Raw genomic sequence first — 18469 nt, forward strand, 5'->3', positions numbered from 1 at the left:
GCGGGTCGGACGGCTCGGCGGGGCAGGGTCAGAGGTCGGTGTCGAGGAGGCGGGGGGCCGTCTCGCCGCTCGCGACGGCGCCGCCGGCGTCGTACTCGCCCGTGCGCACACCGAGTCCGGCGACGGCCTCCTGCGTCGCGCGGACCGCGGCGCGCAGCTGCAGCTCGTTCGCGTCGCGCAGCTGCTCGATCTCCGCGGTCAGCTCGGTCATGGCCCGCAGGTGCTCGCTGAAGACCTCGCGCCACGCATCTGTCGGTGCGTGCTCGAGCAGCTCGCGCAGCGTGGCGTCCTCGGGTGCGCCCCACTCGTCGGCCACCGCCGTGACCTCGACCGCGCGGCCCAGCCCGGTCTGCCGCATCCGGTCGAGCACCTGTTCGACCTCGCGCGTGGCGAAGTGGATCCAGCGCGACTTGCCCGCCGCGAGCAGCAGCTGCTGCTCCTCCAGCTTGAACAGCAGCATCTCCAGCAGTTCGCGCTCCCGCCACAGGTGCAGCGAAAGCTCATTGGCTCCCATATCCTCGGCCCTATCTCCCCCATCAGCGACACGCCCTCGTCGCGTCACGAGCCACTATCGGCGGCTATGGCGGTACCGTAACGAGCGTTCACGGGGAGTGCTCCCCATATGTCCCACAGGACGAATCCGACGACAATGGGAAGTTTTGATTGTGGCTCGCCGAGCAATCAAATATCTTTCCAATCAGGGCACCGTCCCTGATCGCGGATCTCGATCCGCACGCCTTCCCCCGGAGGCACGCACGACCCCGCCCGACCCCCTAGAGAGCGGCCGCAGAACATGACACGTGCTGAGCGTAATCGTCTCATTGTGGAGAACCTGCCCCTGGTCGGCTTCCTGGCGGCAGAGCTCAGCGCGCGAGCAACCCACATCCCCCGGGAGGAGCTCGCGGCCGCCGGGGCGCTCGCGCTCGTCACCGCCGCCGACGCCTTCGATCCTGAGCTCGGCGTGCCGTTCGGTGCGTACGCGCGCCGGCGGATCCTCGGCGCCTTCGCCGACGAGATGCGGGCGATGGACTGGGCGTCGCGCGGCATCCGGCGGCGCATCAAGGAGACGCTAGCCGTACGGGACACGCTGGCCGCCGGTCTCGGCCGCACGCCGACGGTCGGCGAGATCGCGGCCACCATGGGAGTCGACGCCGCCTCGGTCGCGGAGTCGCTCGCCGACGCCGACCGGACGGTCCTCACGCTCGAGGACCCTGCCGTGCACCTCGTCTCCTCCGACCTCCCGCTGCCCGACGAGGCCGCGACCCTGACGGAGCGGCGAGAGGTGCTGCACCGGGCCCTGGAGGCGCTGCCCGACCGGATGCGCCTGATCGTCACGGCCGTCTACTTCGAGGACCGCGCCGTGAAGGACATCGCCGAGGAGCTCGGCGTCTCGCACTCCGCGGTGTCGCAGCAGCGGGCCGAGGGGCTGCGGCTGCTGCGCGACGCGCTCGACCGCTACTTCGCCGAGGAGCCGGGCCAGACGCCGGCACCCACCTCGCGGGTGTCCGAGTCGGCGCGCGAGGCGTACTTCACGCGGATCGCCGCGGGCGGCGGGCGCCGTCTGGCGAACGCGCTGCTCAAGAACGCCGCCGCGCTGTAGCCGCCCCGCCACGCCCAGGGGCCGGATCTCGCTCGTCGAGATCCGGCCCCTTTCTTGCGCCCGTCTCTTACCTGCGGCGAGGTGCTGCCGATAGGTCTGTTCGGAGCTCACGGACGGGCTCCGCAACACCACCCAGTCACGGAGGAAAACCATGGGTATGCAGATCAACACCAACGTGTCGGCGCTCAACGCCTACCGCAACCTGTCGTCGACGCAGAACGACCTGTCGAAGTCGCTCGAGAAGCTCTCAAGCGGTCTCCGCATCAACCGCGCCGCCGACGACGCGGCCGGCCTCGCGATCTCCGAGGGCCTGCGCGCGCAGGTCAACGGCCTGAACGTGGCCGCTCGCAACGCCCAGGACGGCATCTCGGTCATCCAGACCGCGGAAGGCGCCCTGACCGAGGTGCACTCCATCCTGCAGCGCATGCGCGACCTGGCGGTGCAGGGCTCGAACGACTCGAACAACGCGGACTCGCGCGCCGCCATCAAGGCGGAGGCGGACCAGCTGGGCGCCGAGCTGTCGCGCATCTCGGAGTCGACCAACTTCAACGGGATCAACCTGTTCCAGGCCGCTGCCGACGCCCCCGCCGCACTGACCTTCCAGGTCGGCGCGGACGGAGACGCCGCCTCGGCGGTCTCGGTGAACATGATCGACCTCGGCGCGGCGCTGACCGGCGTCGTCACGCTGGCCGACGGCACTCTGGCGACGGCGGCCGACGGATTCGACGTCACCGACAGCGACACCGCGCAGGCGACGATCGAGGCGCTCGACACGGCCATCACCGCCGTGTCCGAGGGACGCTCGGAGCTCGGTGCGTCGCAGAACCGCCTCGAGTCGACGATCAACTCGCTGCAGATCTCGTCGGAGAACCTGGCTGCGGCCGAGAGCCGCATCCGCGACACCGACATGGCGGCGGAGATGGTCAAGTACACGGCGGCGAACATCCTGTCGCAGGCCGGCACCGCCATGCTCGCGCAGGCGAACCAGTCGACGCAGGGCGTGCTCCAGCTCCTGCGCTGATCGACGCACCGCTGATCGGCGCCCGCCGATCGGCATCGGCTGATCCTCGGATCGGTCGTCGTCGCCCGGGCGGGGAGCTTCGCACTCCCCGCCCGGGCGCCCGTCCCGCATCACCCGCTCGACCCGGAAGGCCACCATGGCGATCACCTTCGACGGCCTCGCGTCCGGCCTGAAGACGGCCGAGATCATCGACGCGCTCATGGAGGTCCAGGCGATCCCGCGCACGCTCCTCAAGGCGAAGATCGACGACAAGGGCGTCGTCATCACGCAGCTGCAGAGCCTCAACACGGCGTTGCAGGGCCTGTTCACCGAGGCGGGCAAGGCCAAGGCCGCCGGCTCGCTGAGCGCCTTCACGGCCACCGCCTCCAGCGACGCCGTGCGCGTGAGCGCCGGACCGACCGCACAGCCGTCCGTGACCGACGTCGTCGTCGACCGCGTCGCGACCGCGCAGACGACCGTGACGGCCGCATACGCCTCCTGGCCCGACACGCCACCCGTCCTGACCATCGTGAACGCGGAGGGCGAGCGCGTCGAAGTCACCGCCGCGTCCGGGTCCATGGCCGACATCGCCCGTGCGATCGGGAACGCCGGCGCCGGGGTCTCCGCCAGTGCCGTGGCCGCCGGCAAGGACGCCGAGGGCAAGACCCTGTATCGCCTGCAGCTCACCGCCGCCGAGACCGGCACGGCGGGGGCCTTCACGGTGTACCGCGGCGATGCGGACGCCGTCGACGCCGGCACGGCGATCGACCTGGCGAGCGAGCCGGGCGCCGCGACCGTGACGGCGGCCGCCGACGCCCAGGTGCGCCTGTGGGCCGGGACCGGCGCCGAGCAGGTCGTGACCTCCTCGTCCAACACCTTCACGGGCCTGCTGCCCGGCGTCGACGTCACGGTGACGAAGGCGTCCACGCAGCCCGTGACCGTCACGGTCGCCGCGGACACGGAAGCGCGCACGAAGATCGCGGGCGACTTCGTCGACCGCATCGCCGCCATCCTGAGCGGCATCGACAAGGGCAGCAAGGCGACGATCGCGGACGGCGCCGGCGAGCAGACGACCCTCGGCGTCTTCACGGGCGACAGCACGGTGCGCGCGCTGCGTCGCGGACTCCAGGAGGCGGTGCAGCATCCGATCGACGGCGTCTCGCCCTCGTCGGTCGGCATCTCGGTCGACCGCTACGGCGTGCTGACCCTCGACAAGGAGAAGTTCGCCGAGGCTCTCGCCGACGATCCTGCGGCCGTCGAGGCCGTCTTCACGGGCGTCGCGGCCCGCGTCGAGGCCACGACGAAGCAGTACTCCGACCGCTACGACGGCCTGCTCACGGCACGCATCACGGGTCAGCAGGACGAGGTGGGCTCCCTCGAGGACCAGATGGAGCGGTGGGACGTGCGTCTCGACCAGCGCCGCGCCACGCTGGAGCGCACCTACGCACGTCTCGAGACCATGCTCTCCCAGATGCAGTCACAGTCCGCATATCTCACATCCCAGCTCGCAGCGCTGCCCGGCCGAGAGGACAGCTGATGACCGGATACGCCTTCCCTCCCTCGCCGTTCCCCGCCGCCCCGGCTGCAACCGGTGCCGTGCGCAGCGGCCAGAACGTCGCACAGCTCCGCGCGGCGCAGGCCCGCTATCAGGCGGACGCCGTCATGTCCGCCTCTCCCGAGCGGCTGCTGACGATGCTGTACGACCGCCTCGTCCTCGACCTCGAGCGCGGCGAGGCCGCCCAGCAGGCGGCCGACTGGGCCGAGGCGCGCACACAGCTGCAGCACGCGCAGGCCATCGTCGCCGAGCTCAACGCCTCGCTCGCCGACACGTGGGAGGGCAGTGCGGGCCTGCGGGGCGTCTATGCGTTCCTGACCTCGACCCTGATCGACGCGAACGTCTCCCGCGACCCGCAGCGCACGCGCGCGTGCCTCGACCTCGTCGCGCCGCTGCGCGACGCCTGGCACCAGGCGGCGCAGCAGGTCGGAAGCGCATCCGCCCCCGCCGTCGCGACGGCCTTCCCGGCGCAGGCGCATGCGTGACGACGCGGCGGCAACGCCTCAGGCGATGATCGCGACGCCGTCTCCCGCATCCGACGAGGCGGCCATCGCGGAGTGGACCGCGCTGCTCGACCGCTTCGAGCGCGACATCCACGACCCGTCGGCCGACGCCTGGCGGACGGCGTCCGCTCCCCTGCCGGTCGAGCTCGCGGGACGCGCCGAGACCGTTCTCGCGGCTCAGCGCGCGGCGACCGCGCGCCTCTCTCGCGAGCGGGACGAGGTCCTCGGCCAGCTGAGCGCCGTGCGCCGCGTCCCCTCGACGCCCGCGACCGCCGCCGCGTACATCGATCTCGACGGCTGACCGCCGCACAGCCGCCCACGCGATCACACGCGGTGAGGGGCGCCTGAACGGGTGGATGAGACGCCCGCGCGACACGCGCGAACCACTCAGCGGGACACCACGGCTAACGCATGGAGCGCGCCGGCCGATAGAGCCATGTGAGCACGGATCGCTCTCCCCCCAGGCCACGGATCGGCCGGATCGCACCATCGGAAGCCACGGATTCCATGTTCGATTCAGTCAGCATCAGTGCGCTCACGAGCGCCCTGGACGGACTCTCCCTGCGTCAGCGGGCGATCGCCGACAACATCGCGAACGTCAACACGCCGAACTACCGCGCCAAGCGCGTGCAGTTCGAGGATGCCCTCGCGGCGTCGGTCGCCGAGGGATCGGGCCGCGTGACGGCGACGAGCGCCGAGTCGCTCGAGCCGACACGGCTGGACGGCAACAACGTCAATCTCGACACCGAGACCCTCTCGAGCATCGACACGGTGCTGCGTTTCCAGTTCGCCTCGCAGGCGATCGGCGGCTCCTTCACCTCGGTGCGCACGGCCCTGAGGACCAGCTGATGACCTTCGACGCGATCGGCATCGCCGGCACGGGCCTGACCGTGCATCGCAAGTGGCTCGACGCCCTGAGCGACAACATCGCCAACATCAACACCGCCACGCCCACCGAGGGCGCCGCCTTCCAGGAGCGCTACGTCACGGTGCAGAACTCACCCGACTCCCCCGGCGTGTATGTGGCGGGCATCGAGCTGGGGGACGCGGAGGGACGCATGGTGCACGAGCCGGATCACCCGCTCGCGGACGAGGACGGCTACGTGCGCTACCCCGACATCGACCTGGGTGATCAGATGAGCCAGCTCATCCTCGCCCAGCGCGGTTACGAGGCGAACGCCGCCGTCGTCGACCGCGCCAAGACGACCTACGAGGCCGCCCTGCAGATCGGACGCAGCTGATGCCCATCCCCTCCCTCGACGCGATCGGTGCAGGCTCCGGCATCGCACCGGTGGCGCCCACGGCTCCGACACGACCGACCGGCGACACCGAGTTCGCGTCCGCCGTCACGGGCGCGGTCGACGAGCTGCAGCGCCTGCAGTCGACGTCCAACGAGCTGTCCGTCGCCGCGGTGACCGGTGACCTCACCGACATCCACTCCGCGATGATCGCCTCGAGCCGGGCGTCCGTCACGCTCGAGCTCGTGGCCGCCGTGCGCAACAAGGGCGTCGACGCGTTCAACGAGATCATGAGGATGCAGGCCTGATGCCCCAGGCGGTCACGAACGTCTTCCAGCGCCTGCGCCAGGCGGCGGGCGGCTTCACGCTGGCCCAGCGCACCATCGCGATCATCGGCGTGGCGGTGCTGGCACTCGGCGCCATCGCGCTCGGCACCTGGCTCGGCCGCCCCCAGCTCGCTCCCCTGTTCACCGGCCTCACGCCGGCGGACGCGAACGCCGTCGTCGAGCAGCTGCGCTCCTCCGGTGTGACGTACGAGCTCGCCGACGGCGGCGCGACCGTGATGGTGCCCCAGCAGGACGTGTACGACCAGCGCCTGGCGGCGGCCTCCGCCGGGCTGCCGAGCGACACGAGCGACGGGTACACGCTGCTCGACGACATGGGCGTGACGACGAGCGAGTTCCAGCAGTCCGTGACCTACAAGCGCGCGATCGAGGGCGAGCTCGCCCGCACGATCGAGTCGCTCGAGGGAGTGGGGGCCGCGTCCGTGCAGCTGGCCATCCCCGAGGAGAGCGTGTTCGTCTCGGAGACCGTGGATCCGACCGCCTCGGTGTTCGTCGAGACGCAGGGCACCTCGACGCTCGCCCCCCAGCAGGTCGAGGCGATCGTGCACCTCACGTCCGCGGCGATCAGCGGCATGAAGCCGGAGAACGTGGCCGTGATCGACCAGGCCGGCGAGACCCTCTCCGCCGTCGGCGTGGGGGCCACCGGCAGCACGGATCAGCAGGCCGGCGAGTACGAGACGCGTGTCGCGGGCAGCATCCAGGAGATGCTCGACCGGGTCGTGGGCGCGGGCAACGCCACCGTCACGGTGGCGGCAGAGATGACGAACGAGACCAGCGAGCGCGTCGACGAGACCTACACGACCCCGGACGAAGCGCTGCCGAGCAACGAGCAGACGAAGACCGAGTCGTACACGGGAGGCGCCGGCGGCACGGGCGTGCTGGGCCCCGACAACATCGCGGTGCCGAACGGCGATGCGGGCGGCACCTACGAGTCCACCGAGACCACGCGCAACAACGTCGTCAACAAGTCGACCGAGACGGTCGTGACGCCGCCCGGCGCGGTGCGCCGGCAGACCGTGTCCGTCGCGGTCGACGCGGATGCCGCGGCCGGCATGGACGTGAACGCGCTGCAGGACCTGGTCGCGACCGCGGCGGGCGTCGAGGCGGCACGCGGCGACGAGGTGACGGTCGAGCTGATGGCGTTCAGCGACGCCGACGCCCAGACGGCGCAGGAGGCGCTCGAGGCCGCGCGGCAGGCGGAGGAGGCCGAGCGCATGAACGACATCCTGCGCACCTCGCTCATCGCCGCCGCGATCGCGGTGCCGCTGCTCGCCGCCGTGATCATCTTCACCGTCCGCAGCCGCCGGCGCCGCGAGAACGAGGTCGCACCGCTCGAGCTCACGGCCGAGACGCTGCTGCTCACGCCGCAGCCGCCCGAGCCGCTGCCGGCCGCGCCCGCTCCGACCCCGATCGACTCGACGCCCACCGTGCCGCTCGAGGTCGAGCCGGACCCCGAGCCCGAGCCGGATCAGCTGGTGCTCGAGCGTCAGCGCGCCGAGCTGGAATCGCTCGCTCGCCGCGATCCGCAGAAGACCGCCGAGGTGCTGCGCAGCCTCATGGCCGACAGGGTCGACGCGTGAGCACGCTGAGCGGGTCGCAGACGGCGGCCGTCGTGATCATGAACCTCGACCGGTCCCGTGCGGTCGAGGTGATGAAGCATCTGACGGAGGGCGAGGCCGAGGAGATCGCGGCGGAGATCATCCGGATGCGCCGGCTCGACACCGCCACGACGGCGCGCGCACTGCGCGACTTCCACCGCATCGCCTCCGGACGCATCGCGCCGGGACGCGGCGGTCGCGATGTCGCCGCCGGCCTGCTCGAGGCGTCGTTCGGGGCCGAGCGGGCCGCGGGCGTGCTCACGCGCGTGAGCTCGACCATGGCCGGCACGTCGCTCGACTTCCTCAACGCCGCCGACCCCGCCCAGCTCGCCACCCTGCTCGACGGCGAGCTGCCCCAGACGATCGCGCTCGTGCTCGCGCACCTGCGCACGAACAACGCCGCCGAGGTGCTCGCGGCCCTTCCCGACCCGCTCCGCACGGACGTGGCGCAGTCGATCGCCACGATGGGCACGGCCACGCAGGAGGCGATCGCCGTGGTCGCCGAGACGCTGCGCACGCGCACGGGCGTGTTCGCGCTGCGCGAGTCGTCCGAGGCGGTGGGCGGCGTGCAGCCGCTGGTCGAGATCATCAACCGCTCGGATGCCGCCATCGAGAAGGCCCTGCTCGCGAGCCTGGAGGATCGGGACACCGCCCTGGCCGAGGACATCCGCTCTCGCATGGTGACGTTCGCCGACATCGTCAAGCTCGAGGACCGCGACGCCCAGCGGGTGCTGCGCGGCGTCGACATCCGCACGCTGGCGATGGCCCTCAAGGGCGTGAACCAGGCGATCGCCGAGGTCATCCGCAAGAACGTCTCCGAGCGCAACCGCGAGGTGCTGGACGACGAGATCCGGATCATGGGGCCCGTCCGCATGTCCCAGATCGAGGAGGCGCGCGCCGAGATCGTGCGCACGATCCGCGCGCTGGCGAGCGAGGGCGAGATCACGGTGCACCGCACCGACGAGGACGAGTATGTCTACTGAGCCTCCCGCCTTCCCAGCGGGGACCGCAGCCCGGCAGCGGGCGTCCTCGCGCTTCACGCGGGCCGTGTTCCCCCGCATCGCGGGGCGCAGCAGCGAGCTCGAGCGCGAGTTCGAGGCGGCTCGCGTGCGCGGCTACGCGGCGGGGCACGCCGAGGGCATGCGCGCCGCCGCCGAGGCCGCCGCACTGCTGCGCGAGGAGAGCGAGCGGGCGCGCGAGGACGCGCGCATCGCGGCCGAGCGTCGTGTCGCCCAGGCCCTGGTGGCGGTGGAGGCCGCGGCGCTGTCGCTCGCCGACCGCGAGCGGGAGCTCGCCGCGGCCGGACAGCGCTCCCTGGAGCGCCTCGCGATCGAGCTGGCGGAGGCGATCGTCGCGCGGGAGCTGGCCTCGGACGAGGCTTCGGCCCGCGCCACCGTGCGGAGGGTGCTCGCGCACGTCGATCCCGCCGAGGTGCGCGAGCTGAGGCTCAGCGCCGGCGACCTCGAGACGCTGCGCGCGCTCGGCGCGACCCCCGACGGCGTGTTGCTCGCGGCTGACCCGCAGCTCGCGCCCGGCGACGCGATCGCGGTGCTTCCGGACGGATCGGTCGACGCGCGCGTCGCGGCCGCGTTCGCGCGGGCGAGGGCCGCGCTGGAGGATCCGTCATGACGTGGGCGGCGGTGCTCGAGGCCGCGCGGCCCGAGCGGGTCGGCACCGTGACGCAGGTGCTGGGGCTGGGCGTGGAGGTGCGCGGCCTCGAGGCGGCCGTCGGCGACGTGCTGACCCTCGGCGACGGGCTGCCCGCCGAGGTCGTGGCCACTGCGCCGGACGGGCTGCGCTGCATGCCCCTCGGCGCCGTCGCCGGGCTCACGGCCGGAGCGCCGGCGCGCGAGGCGGGAGGACCGCTGCGCGTGCCGACCGGACGGGGGCTGCTCGGCCGGGTGCTCGACGGGCTCGGCCGCCCCATCGACGGCAGGGGGCCGGTCCTCGGGCCGCGCGTCGGGCTGGACAACGAGCCGCCGTCGGCCATGTCGCGCGCCCGCATCGACGTGCCGCTGTCGCTCGGCGTCCGCGCGATCGACGCGCTCAACACCGTGGGCCGCGGCCAGCGCATGGGCCTGTTCGCCGGCTCGGGAGTGGGCAAGTCGTCGCTCATGTCGATGATCGCCCGAGGCACGGACGCCGAGGTCAACGTCATCGCCCTGGTCGGCGAGCGCGGCCGCGAGGTGCGCGAGTTCCTCGAGGACGACCTCGGCGCGGAGGGCCTCGCCCGCTCCGTCGTGGTGGTCTCGACGTCCGACCAGCCCGCCATGACGCGCCTGCGTGCCGCCTTCACCGCCACCCGCATCGCCGAGTCGTTCCGCGACGAGGGCGCGCACGCGATCCTGATGATGGACTCGCTCACGCGCGTGGCCATGGCGCAGCGTGAGATCGGCCTGTCGGCCGGCGAGCCGCCCGCGACCCGCGGCTACCCGCCCTCGACGTTCTCGGTGCTCGCGCGCCTGCTCGAGCGCGCGGGCACGGGCGCATCCGGCTCGGTGACGGGGCTGTACACGGTGCTGGTGGACGGCGACGACCACAACGAGCCGATCGCCGACGCCGCCCGCTCGATCCTCGACGGCCACCTCGTGCTCGACCGGGCCCTCGCCCTCACCGGGCACCATCCCGCGATCGACGTGCTCGGATCGGTCTCGCGCGTGGCCGGCAAGATCACGACCGACGATCAGCGCCGCCTTGCCACCGCGCTGCGGAGCGTACTGGCGGCACGCCGCGCGGCGAGCGACCTGCTCGACATCGGGGCGTACCAGCCCGGCGCGAATCAGCGGGTGGACGCCGCGGTCGCCCACGAGCGGGAGATCTTCGGCTTCCTCACCCAGTCGCTGCACGAGTCATGCCCCGCCCCCGAGGCGTGGCGCCGGCTCGCCCAGCTCGTCACCTCGTTCGGAGACATCTCATGAGCAGCTTCTCCCTGGCAGGACTGCTGCGCCTGCGCGGCGTGCAGGAGCGCGCCGCGGCCGAGCGCCTCTCGCGCGCGCAGGTCGCCGCGCGGCAGAGCGAGGCGCGCGAGCGCCACACGCGCGCGGCGCTCGCCGGCACGGGCGATGACGCGGTGGACGTGCGCACCCTCGCCGCGATCGCGGCCGCCCGTGCCGCGGCGCGCAGCCGGCTCGCCGACCTGTCAGCGCTGACCGAGGCGCAGCGGGGAGCCGTCGAGGAGGCTCAGCGGGAGCACGCCGAGGCCAAGCGCCGTGCGCGCGGCCTGGAGAAGCTCGAGGCCGCCCACGTGGCGCGCGAGCGCACCCGCCTGCTGCAGGCCGAGCAGGCCGTACTCGACGAGATCGCGCAGACCCGCGCGATGCCGGACCGTCCCGGCGCGCGTGCCGGCACGGCGGTGTCAGACCGCGCGCGCCCCGGCACCGCCCGGTGGATCGCATCCGAGTCCCCGAAGGAGGGAGCCGCATGAGCTTCGCCACCGCCGCCGACCGGATCGGCGCCATCCAGACCGCGATCCAGGATCTGCGCACGCCTGCCCCGACGACCGCGGTCACCGCCACCGCCGCGACGAGCGCCACCGCCGCCGTCACTCCGACCGCGGCGGCGAGCGCGGCGGACTTCCAGTCCGTGCTGAACGGCGTGCTGCGCAGCGCGGGCGCCGAGGGCGGCGCGACGGGAGCCGATGTGGTCGCGCAGGCCGAGAAGTACCTCGGCGTGCCCTACGTCTTCGGCGGTGAGGACGCCTCGGGCATGGACTGCTCGGGCCTGGTGCAGCGCGTCTTCGCGGATCTCGGCATCGACGTGCCGCGCGTCGTGCAGGACCAGGCCGACGTCGGCACCGAGGTGCCGTCGCTCGACCAGGCCCAGCCGGGCGATCTCCTCGTGACCAAGGGCGAGGGACACATCGTCATCTACGCCGGCGACGGCAAGATCATCCACGCCCCGCGTCCCGGCAAGGACGTCCAGCTCGTCGACAACTACCTGTCGCCGTCCGAGATCTCCACGATCCGACGCATCGTCCCCGCGGAGGCGACTCCCGTCACGGCGCCCGTCGCGGGCACCGCCCCTGCCGGCACCGTGCCCGCCGCCGCGAGCGCGGAGCCGTCCGTCACGATCACGCTTCCCGTGAGCGCGCTCGGGGCTCTCGGCGCCCCATCCGCACCCGGCGTCGGCGGCGGCGCGGAGGCGGCACAGCTGCTGTCGGTCATGCAGAGCCTGTTCGCCACGCAGACGACAGGACTGTCCTCGGCGGTGCTGTCGTGACGCTCATCGGGCTGTTCACCGGCACGGGCAGCCCTCCCGCCTCCGCGGGCGCGGCCGACGCCTCATCACCCGACACCGCCGCGGCGTTCGCAGCGCTGCTCGCCGCTGCGCCGTCAGGCCAGGGCGAGGGCACGATGCCCGGCCGCGGCGACGCCGGCGCCGACGGCGCCGCGTCGCCCGGGTCCGAGGGCGCTGCGTCTTCCGACACCGACGCCGCGGTGAACCCGGCCGACGGCACGTCGCCCGGGACCGGGATGGACGCCGTGCTGTTCCTCTCGGCGGCCTCCTCCACCCCCGCCCCCGCGATCGTCCCGGCGAGCGCCGACGCCCCCGTTCCGGCGACAGCCGGCATCGGCGCGGCATCCGGAGCCGCCGCGACGAGCGCCCCTTCCCGCACCCCGCCGACGCCCACGGCCGCCGCGCCCGCCGTCGCAGACTCCGCGGGAATCGTCGACGCCTCCGCCGTCCGCTCCCCCGCTCCGCAGCAAACCGTCACGCCCCTGCGCGGGGCGGACGCGAGCGCCGCCGCAGCCGCCGAGGTCACCGGGCCGGCTGCAGACGCCGATCCCGTCGCACCGGCCCCGGCCGGTCACCGAGTGCCCGCGGCGGGGGACGTCCCCGCGGAGGCTGCCCCGCGCAGCGCCGCCGCGCCGAACGCCGCCCCGGCCGCCGCTCAGGACGACCCGCAGTCCGGCGCGCAGGGCGACGACACGCCGGCGTCCGTACGCGTCGCGCGCACCGAGACCGCGGTGGCTCCGGCCGACGCACCGCGAGCCGCGCCGGCGGCGCTCGACGGGCCCGTCCCCGTCACGACCGCCGAGCCGCGTTCGGCCGCGCCCGTCGCGACGGCTTCCGCTCCGGTCGCGCCGGCGGCGCGTCTCCCGCTCGCGCCGCAGCTCACCGCTCCGATCCTCTCGCTCTCGCAGGCGGGCGACGGCGAGCACCACATCACGGTGACGGTCTCGCCCGACGACCTCGGCCCGGTCACCGTGCGCGCGCACATCTCCGGCGACATCCTGCGCATCGAGATGGCCGCGCCGTCCGACGCCGGGCGCGATGCGCTGCGGCACATCCTGGCCGACCTGCGCCGCGATCTGGCCGCCGCCGCGCCGCACGCCACCCTGGCCCTCGCCGCCGGCGACACCTCGCCCGACGCCCCCGCGCCGCAGAGCGGCCAGCCCGGGCAGCCGAACGGCCAGCAGACCGGCGCCGCCTCGGGGGACGCCGGACAGCCCGGACCGCGCGATCCCGCCCGCGAGCAGGCGCGAAAGGGTGCGGGCGACCGCGGCGCCTTCGGGGTCGACGCGAACGAGCCGCATCACGGACCGGCCGCGCCCGGTCCCCTCCCCCTCACCTCCGCGTCCTTCGACGTTCTCGCCTGATCGGAAGGATCCCCATGCCCGCCGTCGAACCCGTCGCCACCATCGGCGCGTCCACGATGACCGAGGTCGTCGTCCCCGAGCGCAAGCAGACGCTCGACTCCGAGGTGTTCCTCCAGCTGCTCGTCGCGCAGCTGAAGAACCAGGACCCCAGCTCGCCGATGAACACCAACGAGATGATCTCGCAGACCACGCAGCTCGCGTCGATGGAGCAGCTCACGGCCCTGGCCTCGACGTCGACCGAGACGTTCGCGCTCACGATGCGGCAGACCGCCTCCGACCTCGTGGGCCGCCAGGCCACCTATCTCGACGCCGACGGCAAGTCGCACACGGGCACCGTCACATCCGTCTCCTTCGCCTCCGCCACGCCGCAGGTGCTCTTCGGCGACGTGTCCGTACCGCTCGACGCCATCTCCGGCGTCGTCGCCGCCACGAAGAACGCCTGACCCCTTCTCTTCCCTTCCGCCTCACACGAAAGAAGCCAGCATGCTCCGCGCCCTCTACTCCGGCATCTCGGGTCTCCGCTCGCACCAGACGATGCTCGACGTCACCGGCAACAACATCGCCAACGTCAACACCACCGCGTTCAAGGGCTCGTCCGTCGAGTTCCAGGACACGCTCTCGCAGCTCGTGCGCAACTCGACCCTCCCGCAGGACGAGACCGGCGGCAGCAACCCCGCCCAGGTAGGGCTCGGCGTGCAGGTCGCCAGCGTCTCGACCAACTTCGCCCAGGGCGCCTCGCAGTCGACCGGGGTGCCGACGCACCTGATGATCGCGGGCGACGGGTTCTTCGTCGTCAGCTCCGGCGCCGAGACCGCCTACACGCGCAACGGCGCGTTCAAGTTCGACGCGCAGGGCCGCATGGTCACCTCGGACGGCGCGTTCGTGCAGGGATGGACCGCGCAGAACGGCGCGATCACTCCGGGCGCCGCCACCGGCAACATCACCCTCCCGGTCGGCGCGGTGTCGCCCGCCGCTGCCACGACGACCGCGCGCGTCACGGGCAACCTGCCCTCGAACGCCGCGGTCGGCTCCGAGCTCGTGCGCGACGTCACGGTCTACGACGACGAGGGCACGCCCGACACCCTCTCGCTCACCTTCACCCGCACGGCCGGCGGATGGACGGTCGCCACCGACGGCGGCGCCACCTCCAACCTGACGTTCGCGGACGGCGCGCTCACGGGCGGCGGCACGCTCACGGCCGGCCCGATCACGATCGACATGACGGCGCTGACGGGCTTCGCCGAGCTGTCGACCGTCACGGTCAGCGGTCAGAACGGCCGCCCGGCCGGCACCCTGCAGTCGTACGCCCTGTCGGAGGACGGCAGCCTCGTCGGCACCTTCAGCAACGGCCAGACCCAGGTGCTCGCGCGCGTCGCCCTCGCGACGTTCATCAACCCCGAGGGCCTCGAGAAGACCGGATCGTCGCAGTACCGCCCCACGGTCAACTCGGGTCAGCCGGCGATCGGCGAGGCCGGCGTCGACGGGATGGGATCGCTCATCAGCGGCGCCCTGGAGATGTCGAACGTCGACCTCTCGCAGGAGTTCACCAACCTCATCGTCGCCCAGCGCGGCTTCCAGGCGAACGCGCGCATCATCACCACCAGCGACGAGGTGCTGCAGGAGCTCACGAACCTCAAGCGCTGATAGGACGGGGGCTCTCGACCGCACGACCATTCGATGCGTGCGGACGCGCACGCCTTCTCGTCGGCGCTCGCCTGCCGAGCGGGCGTGCGGATGCCGCCGCGCTCACCAGCGGGCGAGCTCCGGCGCCAGCTGCTCGCGCTCGTGCTCCGGGAGCGCGAGGGCGATCGCCTCCGGCACCGTCAGCTCCGCGCCCCGCCGCTCGCCCGCGGCGACCGCGTCCGGCTGCGCCGAGCGGATGGCGTCGAGCTGGGGCATGTGCACGGTGAACGCCTCTGCGTCGAACACGCCGATGCGCTGCCGGATCGCGTGGGCGATGGCCGAGAGCATCCCCGCCCGCTCCGCGTCGCCGCGTGCCGCCGCGACCGCGCAGAGCCCCTCGAGCCCGTACGCGATCCCCTCCTCGAAGTGCAGTCGCACCGAGACGAGCAGGGTGCGCACGCAGCCCGCCTCCGCGGTGTCGATGTCTCCCCGCACGAGCTGCAGCCTCGCCTGGTGGTTGCCCGCGACCGAGACGGTGAACTGGTCGCCGACCGACTCGGCGACCTCCGTCGCCCGGTCGAAGCACGACTGCGCGTCGTCCGTGAGGCCGCGCAGCCACGCGAGCCGGCCGCGTGAGACCTCCGTGATCGCCTCCGCCCACGCGTTGCCGAGCTTCCGCAGCTGCTGCACCGCATCCGCGAGCTCCCGCTCGGCGGCGTCGAGGTCGGGCAGCGGCAGCTGCAGCCGCGCGGTCGCGCGCGCCGCGGTCGCCATCGCGGCCGCGTCGCCGTCGCCGCTCTCGGTGAACAGCCGCACGCACTCGCCGAGTCCCGCCACGACCTCCTCCGTCGGGTGCTGCCACATCTCGCTCCACAGCGCGAAGAACCACGCGACCGCGCGCGTGTGGGGCGTGATCGGCTGGTCCTTGCCGAGCAGCTCGAGCATCCAGACCCGCACCTCGCCGAAGAATCCGGCGATCCACCAGTAGACGAGCAGGCGCCACGCGAAGTCCCCCGCGTCGTCGAGCCGGTCGATGTACACGAGGTGGCGCACGGCGGCGCGCAGATTCGGCAGCTCGAGGCCGAGCTGCACGACGGCCTCGCTCTGTCCGGCGCCGCGGAGCCCCGGCGCGATCGCGGCGACGAGGTCGCTGTAGTAGTCGGCGTGTGCCGCACGCATCCGCCCCGCCTCGCCGTGCTCCTTGAGCCGGCCGAGCGCGTACTCCCGCACGACGGCGAGCAGCGACAGCACCGACCGGCCGCCGACCGACGTCTGGCGCACGAGCGAGGCGTCGATGAGGCCGGCGATGCCGTCGATCGCCTGCCCCTCCCACGCGCGGCCGGCACCGAGCGCCTCCACCGCCTCGAGCGTGAACTGGCGGGCGAAGACGCCGAGGTCCTCGAGCTGCGCGCGCTGCTCGGGGGCAGCAGGCTCACGCTCCAGTCGATCGTCGCGCGCATCGTGCGGTGGCGGTCGGGCAGGTCCCGGGCGGCCGCGGTGAGGAGCGGCAGGCTCTCCTCGAGCCGCTGCGCGATGCCGACCGGGGTGAGCAGCCGCACCTTCGCGGCGGCGAGCTCGATCGCGAGCGGCAGCCCCTCGAGTCGTCGGCAGATGTCGGCGACCGCGGGCGCGTTCTCGGCCGTGAGCTCGAAGTCGGGCTTCACGGCTTGCGCCCGGTCGACGAAGAGGGCGCCGGCGGAGGAGCGGCGCACCCGCTCGACGCTGGCGTGGGCGACGGCGTCCGGCACGCCGAGCGCCTTCACCTCGAAGACGCGCTCCCCTCGGATCCGCAGCACCGTGCGGCTCGTGACGAGCAGCGACACCGACGGCGCGACGTCGAACAGCCGCACGAGCAGCGGTGCCGCCTCCACGATCTGCTCGAAGTTGTCGAGAACGAGCAGCACGCGCCGGCCCGCGAGCGCTCGCGCGATGCGCTCCTCGAGCGCCGCCTCGCCGGTGTCGCGGATGCCGAGCACGTATGCGACCGTCGGCAGCAGCAGTCCCGGCTCGAACACCCCCTCGAGCGGAAGGAAGTACCGTCCGTCCGGGAACAGATCCGCGGTCTCCCGCGCGACCTCGATCGCGAGCCTGCTCTTGCCGATGCCGCCCGGGCCGACCAGGCTCACGAGCTTCGTGCCGCGCTCGAAGAGCGACCGCACATCGGCGATCTCGTGGTCGCGGCCGATCGTGCTCGTCGGGGGCACGGGAATGCGCGACTCGGGGGTCGGCGGGATCTCCTCCGGCCCGCCCTCGCTCTGCAGCCGCGACTCGTCGAAGCGCTCGGCGAGCAGCGTCGCGAGGTCGTTTGACACGAGCTCCTCGAGCTCCGACGCCGTCGCGAACGGCAGGTAGGCCGCGGTGTCGTCCGAGCGGATGCGCGCGATGAGGTCCGCGAGCCGCGGCTCCCGGTGCTCCGAGGCGCGCACGTAGATGAGCTTCGGCATGTCCCGCGGTGCGAGCGCGTACTCGTCCTCCAGGCCCGAGACCTCCTCGTCGGGCGCGACCCAGCCGTAGCTGTCGCCGTAGATGCCGACGAACACGTCGCTCTGCGCGAGGTACGAGCGGTAGAGCGCGCGGGGCGGATGCGGCCGCGCGCCGAGCTCGAACATCACGGGCGCGAGCCGCATGCGCTCGATCGCGGCCCGAACGGCGCGGCGCTCTTCGGCGAGCTCGCGCAGGGTCGAGCTCACGAACACCCGGATCCGCTGATCGGGAGTGCGGATCACAGGCCGGTGCGCGCCGGTCATGCCGACATCTTGGCCCCGCGGGGCGCTGCGCGCCAGGACTTTGCTCGCGCGAGGCGTTCGCGACGGATGCGGCGGGCCGGGCGCCCGGCGCGTCGCGACGGCGTGGAGTCGGTCAGGGCCGGGGCATCGACGTGTGCGCCACGTCGATCGATCCGAACGGGAACGGGCTGAAGAAGGAGAACGAACCCGTCATGAGGTCCTCGAGCGGGATCAGCTGGAACCACACGTTCGACACCACGATCGCGATCACGATGAGCGCGCACACCGCGATCGCCGCGCGATCGAGGACACGCAGTGCGGCCGCTTCGTCTGCGGCTCTGAGCACTCGGCCGAGAGCGAGCAGGACGATCAGGGCGATGCCGAGGAAGACCAGCGGGCTCGGACCGAGCGTCAACTGGACGCACGGCGGCGCCTCGTCGACCGGCCGGCCTGCCGCATCGAGGAACCCTCCGGCGGGGTCCGTCCCGCCCGCGCAGTAGCCCTTGCTGCCGCGCATGAGAGCCGCATAGATCAGCGCGCCGATCACCGACAGGATCGCGACGCGGCGGATCCTCTGCACCAAGGCCGCCCCGGGAAGTGCGGCGACCCCGGCGACGGTCGACTGAGCCTGACTGCGCGGCACGGGGCCCTCTTCGACGTCGTGTTCGCCTCATCATCGCGC

General features: G+C 73.0%; 20 protein-coding genes and 1 pseudogene. 17 read left to right on the forward strand and 4 right to left on the reverse strand.

The features are described 5' to 3' along the window. Positions 1-28: 28 nt before the first annotated feature. Positions 29-514, reverse strand: a complete 486-nt coding sequence (locus BJP60_RS09925) for a flagellar protein FlgN (RefSeq protein WP_203135607.1) — start codon at positions 512-514, stop codon at positions 29-31. A 279-nt stretch (positions 515-793) separates the two neighbouring features. Between BJP60_RS09925 and BJP60_RS09930 the strand changes: the two genes are divergently transcribed. From BJP60_RS09930 to BJP60_RS10010, 17 genes are all read left to right on the forward strand, one after another. Then, positions 794-1600: a sigma-70 family RNA polymerase sigma factor gene (locus tag BJP60_RS09930; RefSeq protein WP_203135608.1), complete on the forward strand. Its 807-nt coding sequence runs from the start codon at positions 794-796 to the stop codon at positions 1598-1600. Between the two features lie 151 nt (positions 1601-1751). Then, the gene (locus tag BJP60_RS09935) at positions 1752-2621 is read left to right on the forward strand and encodes a flagellin N-terminal helical domain-containing protein (protein WP_203135609.1); all 870 of its coding nucleotides are present in this window, start codon (positions 1752-1754) and stop codon (positions 2619-2621) included. Positions 2622-2757: 136 nt separating this feature from the next. Further along, entirely contained in the window at positions 2758-4137 is a 1380-nt protein-coding gene (gene fliD / locus BJP60_RS09940; RefSeq protein WP_203135610.1) for a flagellar filament capping protein FliD, read from the forward strand. Next, positions 4137-4640 (forward strand): flagellar export chaperone FliS, encoded by a 504-nt coding sequence (gene fliS, locus BJP60_RS09945; RefSeq protein WP_203135611.1) that lies wholly within the window; start codon positions 4137-4139, stop codon positions 4638-4640. Before fliD ends, fliS begins: the two co-directional genes overlap by 1 nt. Continuing rightward, positions 4633-4959 carry a hypothetical protein gene (locus tag BJP60_RS09950; RefSeq protein WP_203135612.1) on the forward strand — a complete coding sequence of 109 codons (327 nt, stop codon included), beginning with the start codon at positions 4633-4635 and terminating at the stop codon, positions 4957-4959. Before fliS ends, BJP60_RS09950 begins: the two co-directional genes overlap by 8 nt. A 206-nt stretch (positions 4960-5165) precedes the next feature. After that, a complete protein-coding gene (locus BJP60_RS09955) occupies positions 5166-5507 on the forward strand; it encodes a flagellar basal body rod protein FlgB (RefSeq protein WP_203135613.1) in 342 nt (113 codons plus the stop codon). After that, the gene (locus tag BJP60_RS09960) at positions 5507-5899 is read left to right on the forward strand and encodes a flagellar basal body rod protein FlgC (protein ID WP_203135614.1); all 393 of its coding nucleotides are present in this window, start codon (positions 5507-5509) and stop codon (positions 5897-5899) included. The genes BJP60_RS09955 and BJP60_RS09960 overlap by 1 nt, the downstream gene beginning before the upstream one ends. Beyond that, a complete protein-coding gene (gene fliE / locus BJP60_RS09965) occupies positions 5899-6204 on the forward strand; it encodes a flagellar hook-basal body complex protein FliE (RefSeq protein ID WP_203135615.1) in 306 nt (101 codons plus the stop codon). The genes BJP60_RS09960 and fliE overlap by 1 nt, the downstream gene beginning before the upstream one ends. Next, complete coding sequence (gene fliF / locus BJP60_RS09970) at positions 6204-7820, forward strand: flagellar basal-body MS-ring/collar protein FliF (protein WP_203135616.1); 1617 nt, start codon at positions 6204-6206, stop codon at positions 7818-7820. The genes fliE and fliF overlap by 1 nt, the downstream gene beginning before the upstream one ends. Then, a complete protein-coding gene (gene fliG / locus BJP60_RS09975; RefSeq protein WP_203135617.1) occupies positions 7817-8821 on the forward strand; it encodes a flagellar motor switch protein FliG in 1005 nt (334 codons plus the stop codon). Before fliF ends, fliG begins: the two co-directional genes overlap by 4 nt. A gap of 64 nt (positions 8822-8885) precedes the next feature. Next, positions 8886-9467, forward strand: a complete 582-nt coding sequence (locus tag BJP60_RS09980; RefSeq protein ID WP_238439379.1) for a FliH/SctL family protein — start codon at positions 8886-8888, stop codon at positions 9465-9467. Beyond that, positions 9464-10756: a FliI/YscN family ATPase gene (locus tag BJP60_RS09985; RefSeq protein ID WP_203135619.1), complete on the forward strand. Its 1293-nt coding sequence runs from the start codon at positions 9464-9466 to the stop codon at positions 10754-10756. The genes BJP60_RS09980 and BJP60_RS09985 overlap by 4 nt, the downstream gene beginning before the upstream one ends. Beyond that, entirely contained in the window at positions 10753-11262 is a 510-nt protein-coding gene (locus BJP60_RS09990) for a hypothetical protein (protein WP_203135620.1), read from the forward strand. Before BJP60_RS09985 ends, BJP60_RS09990 begins: the two co-directional genes overlap by 4 nt. Further along, a complete protein-coding gene (locus BJP60_RS09995) occupies positions 11259-12056 on the forward strand; it encodes a C40 family peptidase (protein WP_203135621.1) in 798 nt (265 codons plus the stop codon). The genes BJP60_RS09990 and BJP60_RS09995 overlap by 4 nt, the downstream gene beginning before the upstream one ends. Further along, positions 12053-13438, forward strand: coding sequence for a flagellar hook-length control protein FliK (locus BJP60_RS10000; RefSeq protein WP_203135622.1), 1386 nt, complete (start codon positions 12053-12055; stop codon positions 13436-13438). Before BJP60_RS09995 ends, BJP60_RS10000 begins: the two co-directional genes overlap by 4 nt. A 14-nt stretch (positions 13439-13452) precedes the next feature. Further along, entirely contained in the window at positions 13453-13881 is a 429-nt protein-coding gene (locus tag BJP60_RS10005; protein ID WP_203135623.1) for a flagellar hook capping FlgD N-terminal domain-containing protein, read from the forward strand. A gap of 40 nt (positions 13882-13921) precedes the next feature. Then, a complete protein-coding gene (locus tag BJP60_RS10010; protein WP_203135624.1) occupies positions 13922-15082 on the forward strand; it encodes a flagellar hook protein FlgE in 1161 nt (386 codons plus the stop codon). A gap of 102 nt (positions 15083-15184) precedes the next feature. On the opposite strand, the gene BJP60_RS15290 is transcribed toward BJP60_RS10010, so the two are convergent. The 3 genes and pseudogenes from BJP60_RS15290 to BJP60_RS10020 all read right to left on the reverse strand — a co-directional run bounded on the left by BJP60_RS15290 (position 15185) and on the right by BJP60_RS10020 (position 18430). Beyond that, a complete protein-coding gene (locus BJP60_RS15290; RefSeq protein ID WP_238439380.1) occupies positions 15185-16420 on the reverse strand; it encodes a hypothetical protein in 1236 nt (411 codons plus the stop codon). 497 nt (positions 16421-16917) lie between these two features. After that, positions 16918-17808 (reverse strand): annotated as a pseudogene (locus BJP60_RS15560) (DUF4062 domain-containing protein); the annotation flags it as partial. 112 nt (positions 17809-17920) lie between these two features. Next, entirely contained in the window at positions 17921-18430 is a 510-nt protein-coding gene (locus BJP60_RS10020) for a hypothetical protein (protein WP_203135625.1), read from the reverse strand. Between the last annotated feature and the right edge of the window lie 39 nt (positions 18431-18469).

The sequence above is a fragment of the Microbacterium sp. JZ31 genome, assembly GCF_016805985.1.
Classification (GTDB): domain Bacteria; phylum Actinomycetota; class Actinomycetes; order Actinomycetales; family Microbacteriaceae; genus Microbacterium.

Coding starts and splice junctions, on each gene's coding strand:
- BJP60_RS09985 (WP_203135619.1), top strand. CDS start 9,464: ATGACGTGGGCGGCGGTGCTCGAGGCCGCGCGGCCCGAGCGGGTCGGC.
- BJP60_RS09990 (WP_203135620.1), top strand. CDS start 10,753: ATGAGCAGCTTCTCCCTGGCAGGACTGCTGCGCCTGCGCGGCGTGCAG.
- fliE (WP_203135615.1), top strand. CDS start 5,899: ATGCCCATCCCCTCCCTCGACGCGATCGGTGCAGGCTCCGGCATCGCA.
- fliF (WP_203135616.1), top strand. CDS start 6,204: ATGCCCCAGGCGGTCACGAACGTCTTCCAGCGCCTGCGCCAGGCGGCG.
- BJP60_RS10010 (WP_203135624.1), top strand. CDS start 13,922: ATGCTCCGCGCCCTCTACTCCGGCATCTCGGGTCTCCGCTCGCACCAG.
- BJP60_RS09925 (WP_203135607.1), bottom strand. CDS start 514: ATGGGAGCCAATGAGCTTTCGCTGCACCTGTGGCGGGAGCGCGAACTG.
- fliS (WP_203135611.1), top strand. CDS start 4,137: ATGACCGGATACGCCTTCCCTCCCTCGCCGTTCCCCGCCGCCCCGGCT.
- BJP60_RS09950 (WP_203135612.1), top strand. CDS start 4,633: ATGCGTGACGACGCGGCGGCAACGCCTCAGGCGATGATCGCGACGCCG.
- BJP60_RS10005 (WP_203135623.1), top strand. CDS start 13,453: ATGCCCGCCGTCGAACCCGTCGCCACCATCGGCGCGTCCACGATGACC.
- BJP60_RS09960 (WP_203135614.1), top strand. CDS start 5,507: ATGACCTTCGACGCGATCGGCATCGCCGGCACGGGCCTGACCGTGCAT.
- BJP60_RS09930 (WP_203135608.1), top strand. CDS start 794: ATGACACGTGCTGAGCGTAATCGTCTCATTGTGGAGAACCTGCCCCTG.
- BJP60_RS09995 (WP_203135621.1), top strand. CDS start 11,259: ATGAGCTTCGCCACCGCCGCCGACCGGATCGGCGCCATCCAGACCGCG.
- BJP60_RS09955 (WP_203135613.1), top strand. CDS start 5,166: ATGTTCGATTCAGTCAGCATCAGTGCGCTCACGAGCGCCCTGGACGGA.
- fliD (WP_203135610.1), top strand. CDS start 2,758: ATGGCGATCACCTTCGACGGCCTCGCGTCCGGCCTGAAGACGGCCGAG.
- BJP60_RS09935 (WP_203135609.1), top strand. CDS start 1,752: ATGGGTATGCAGATCAACACCAACGTGTCGGCGCTCAACGCCTACCGC.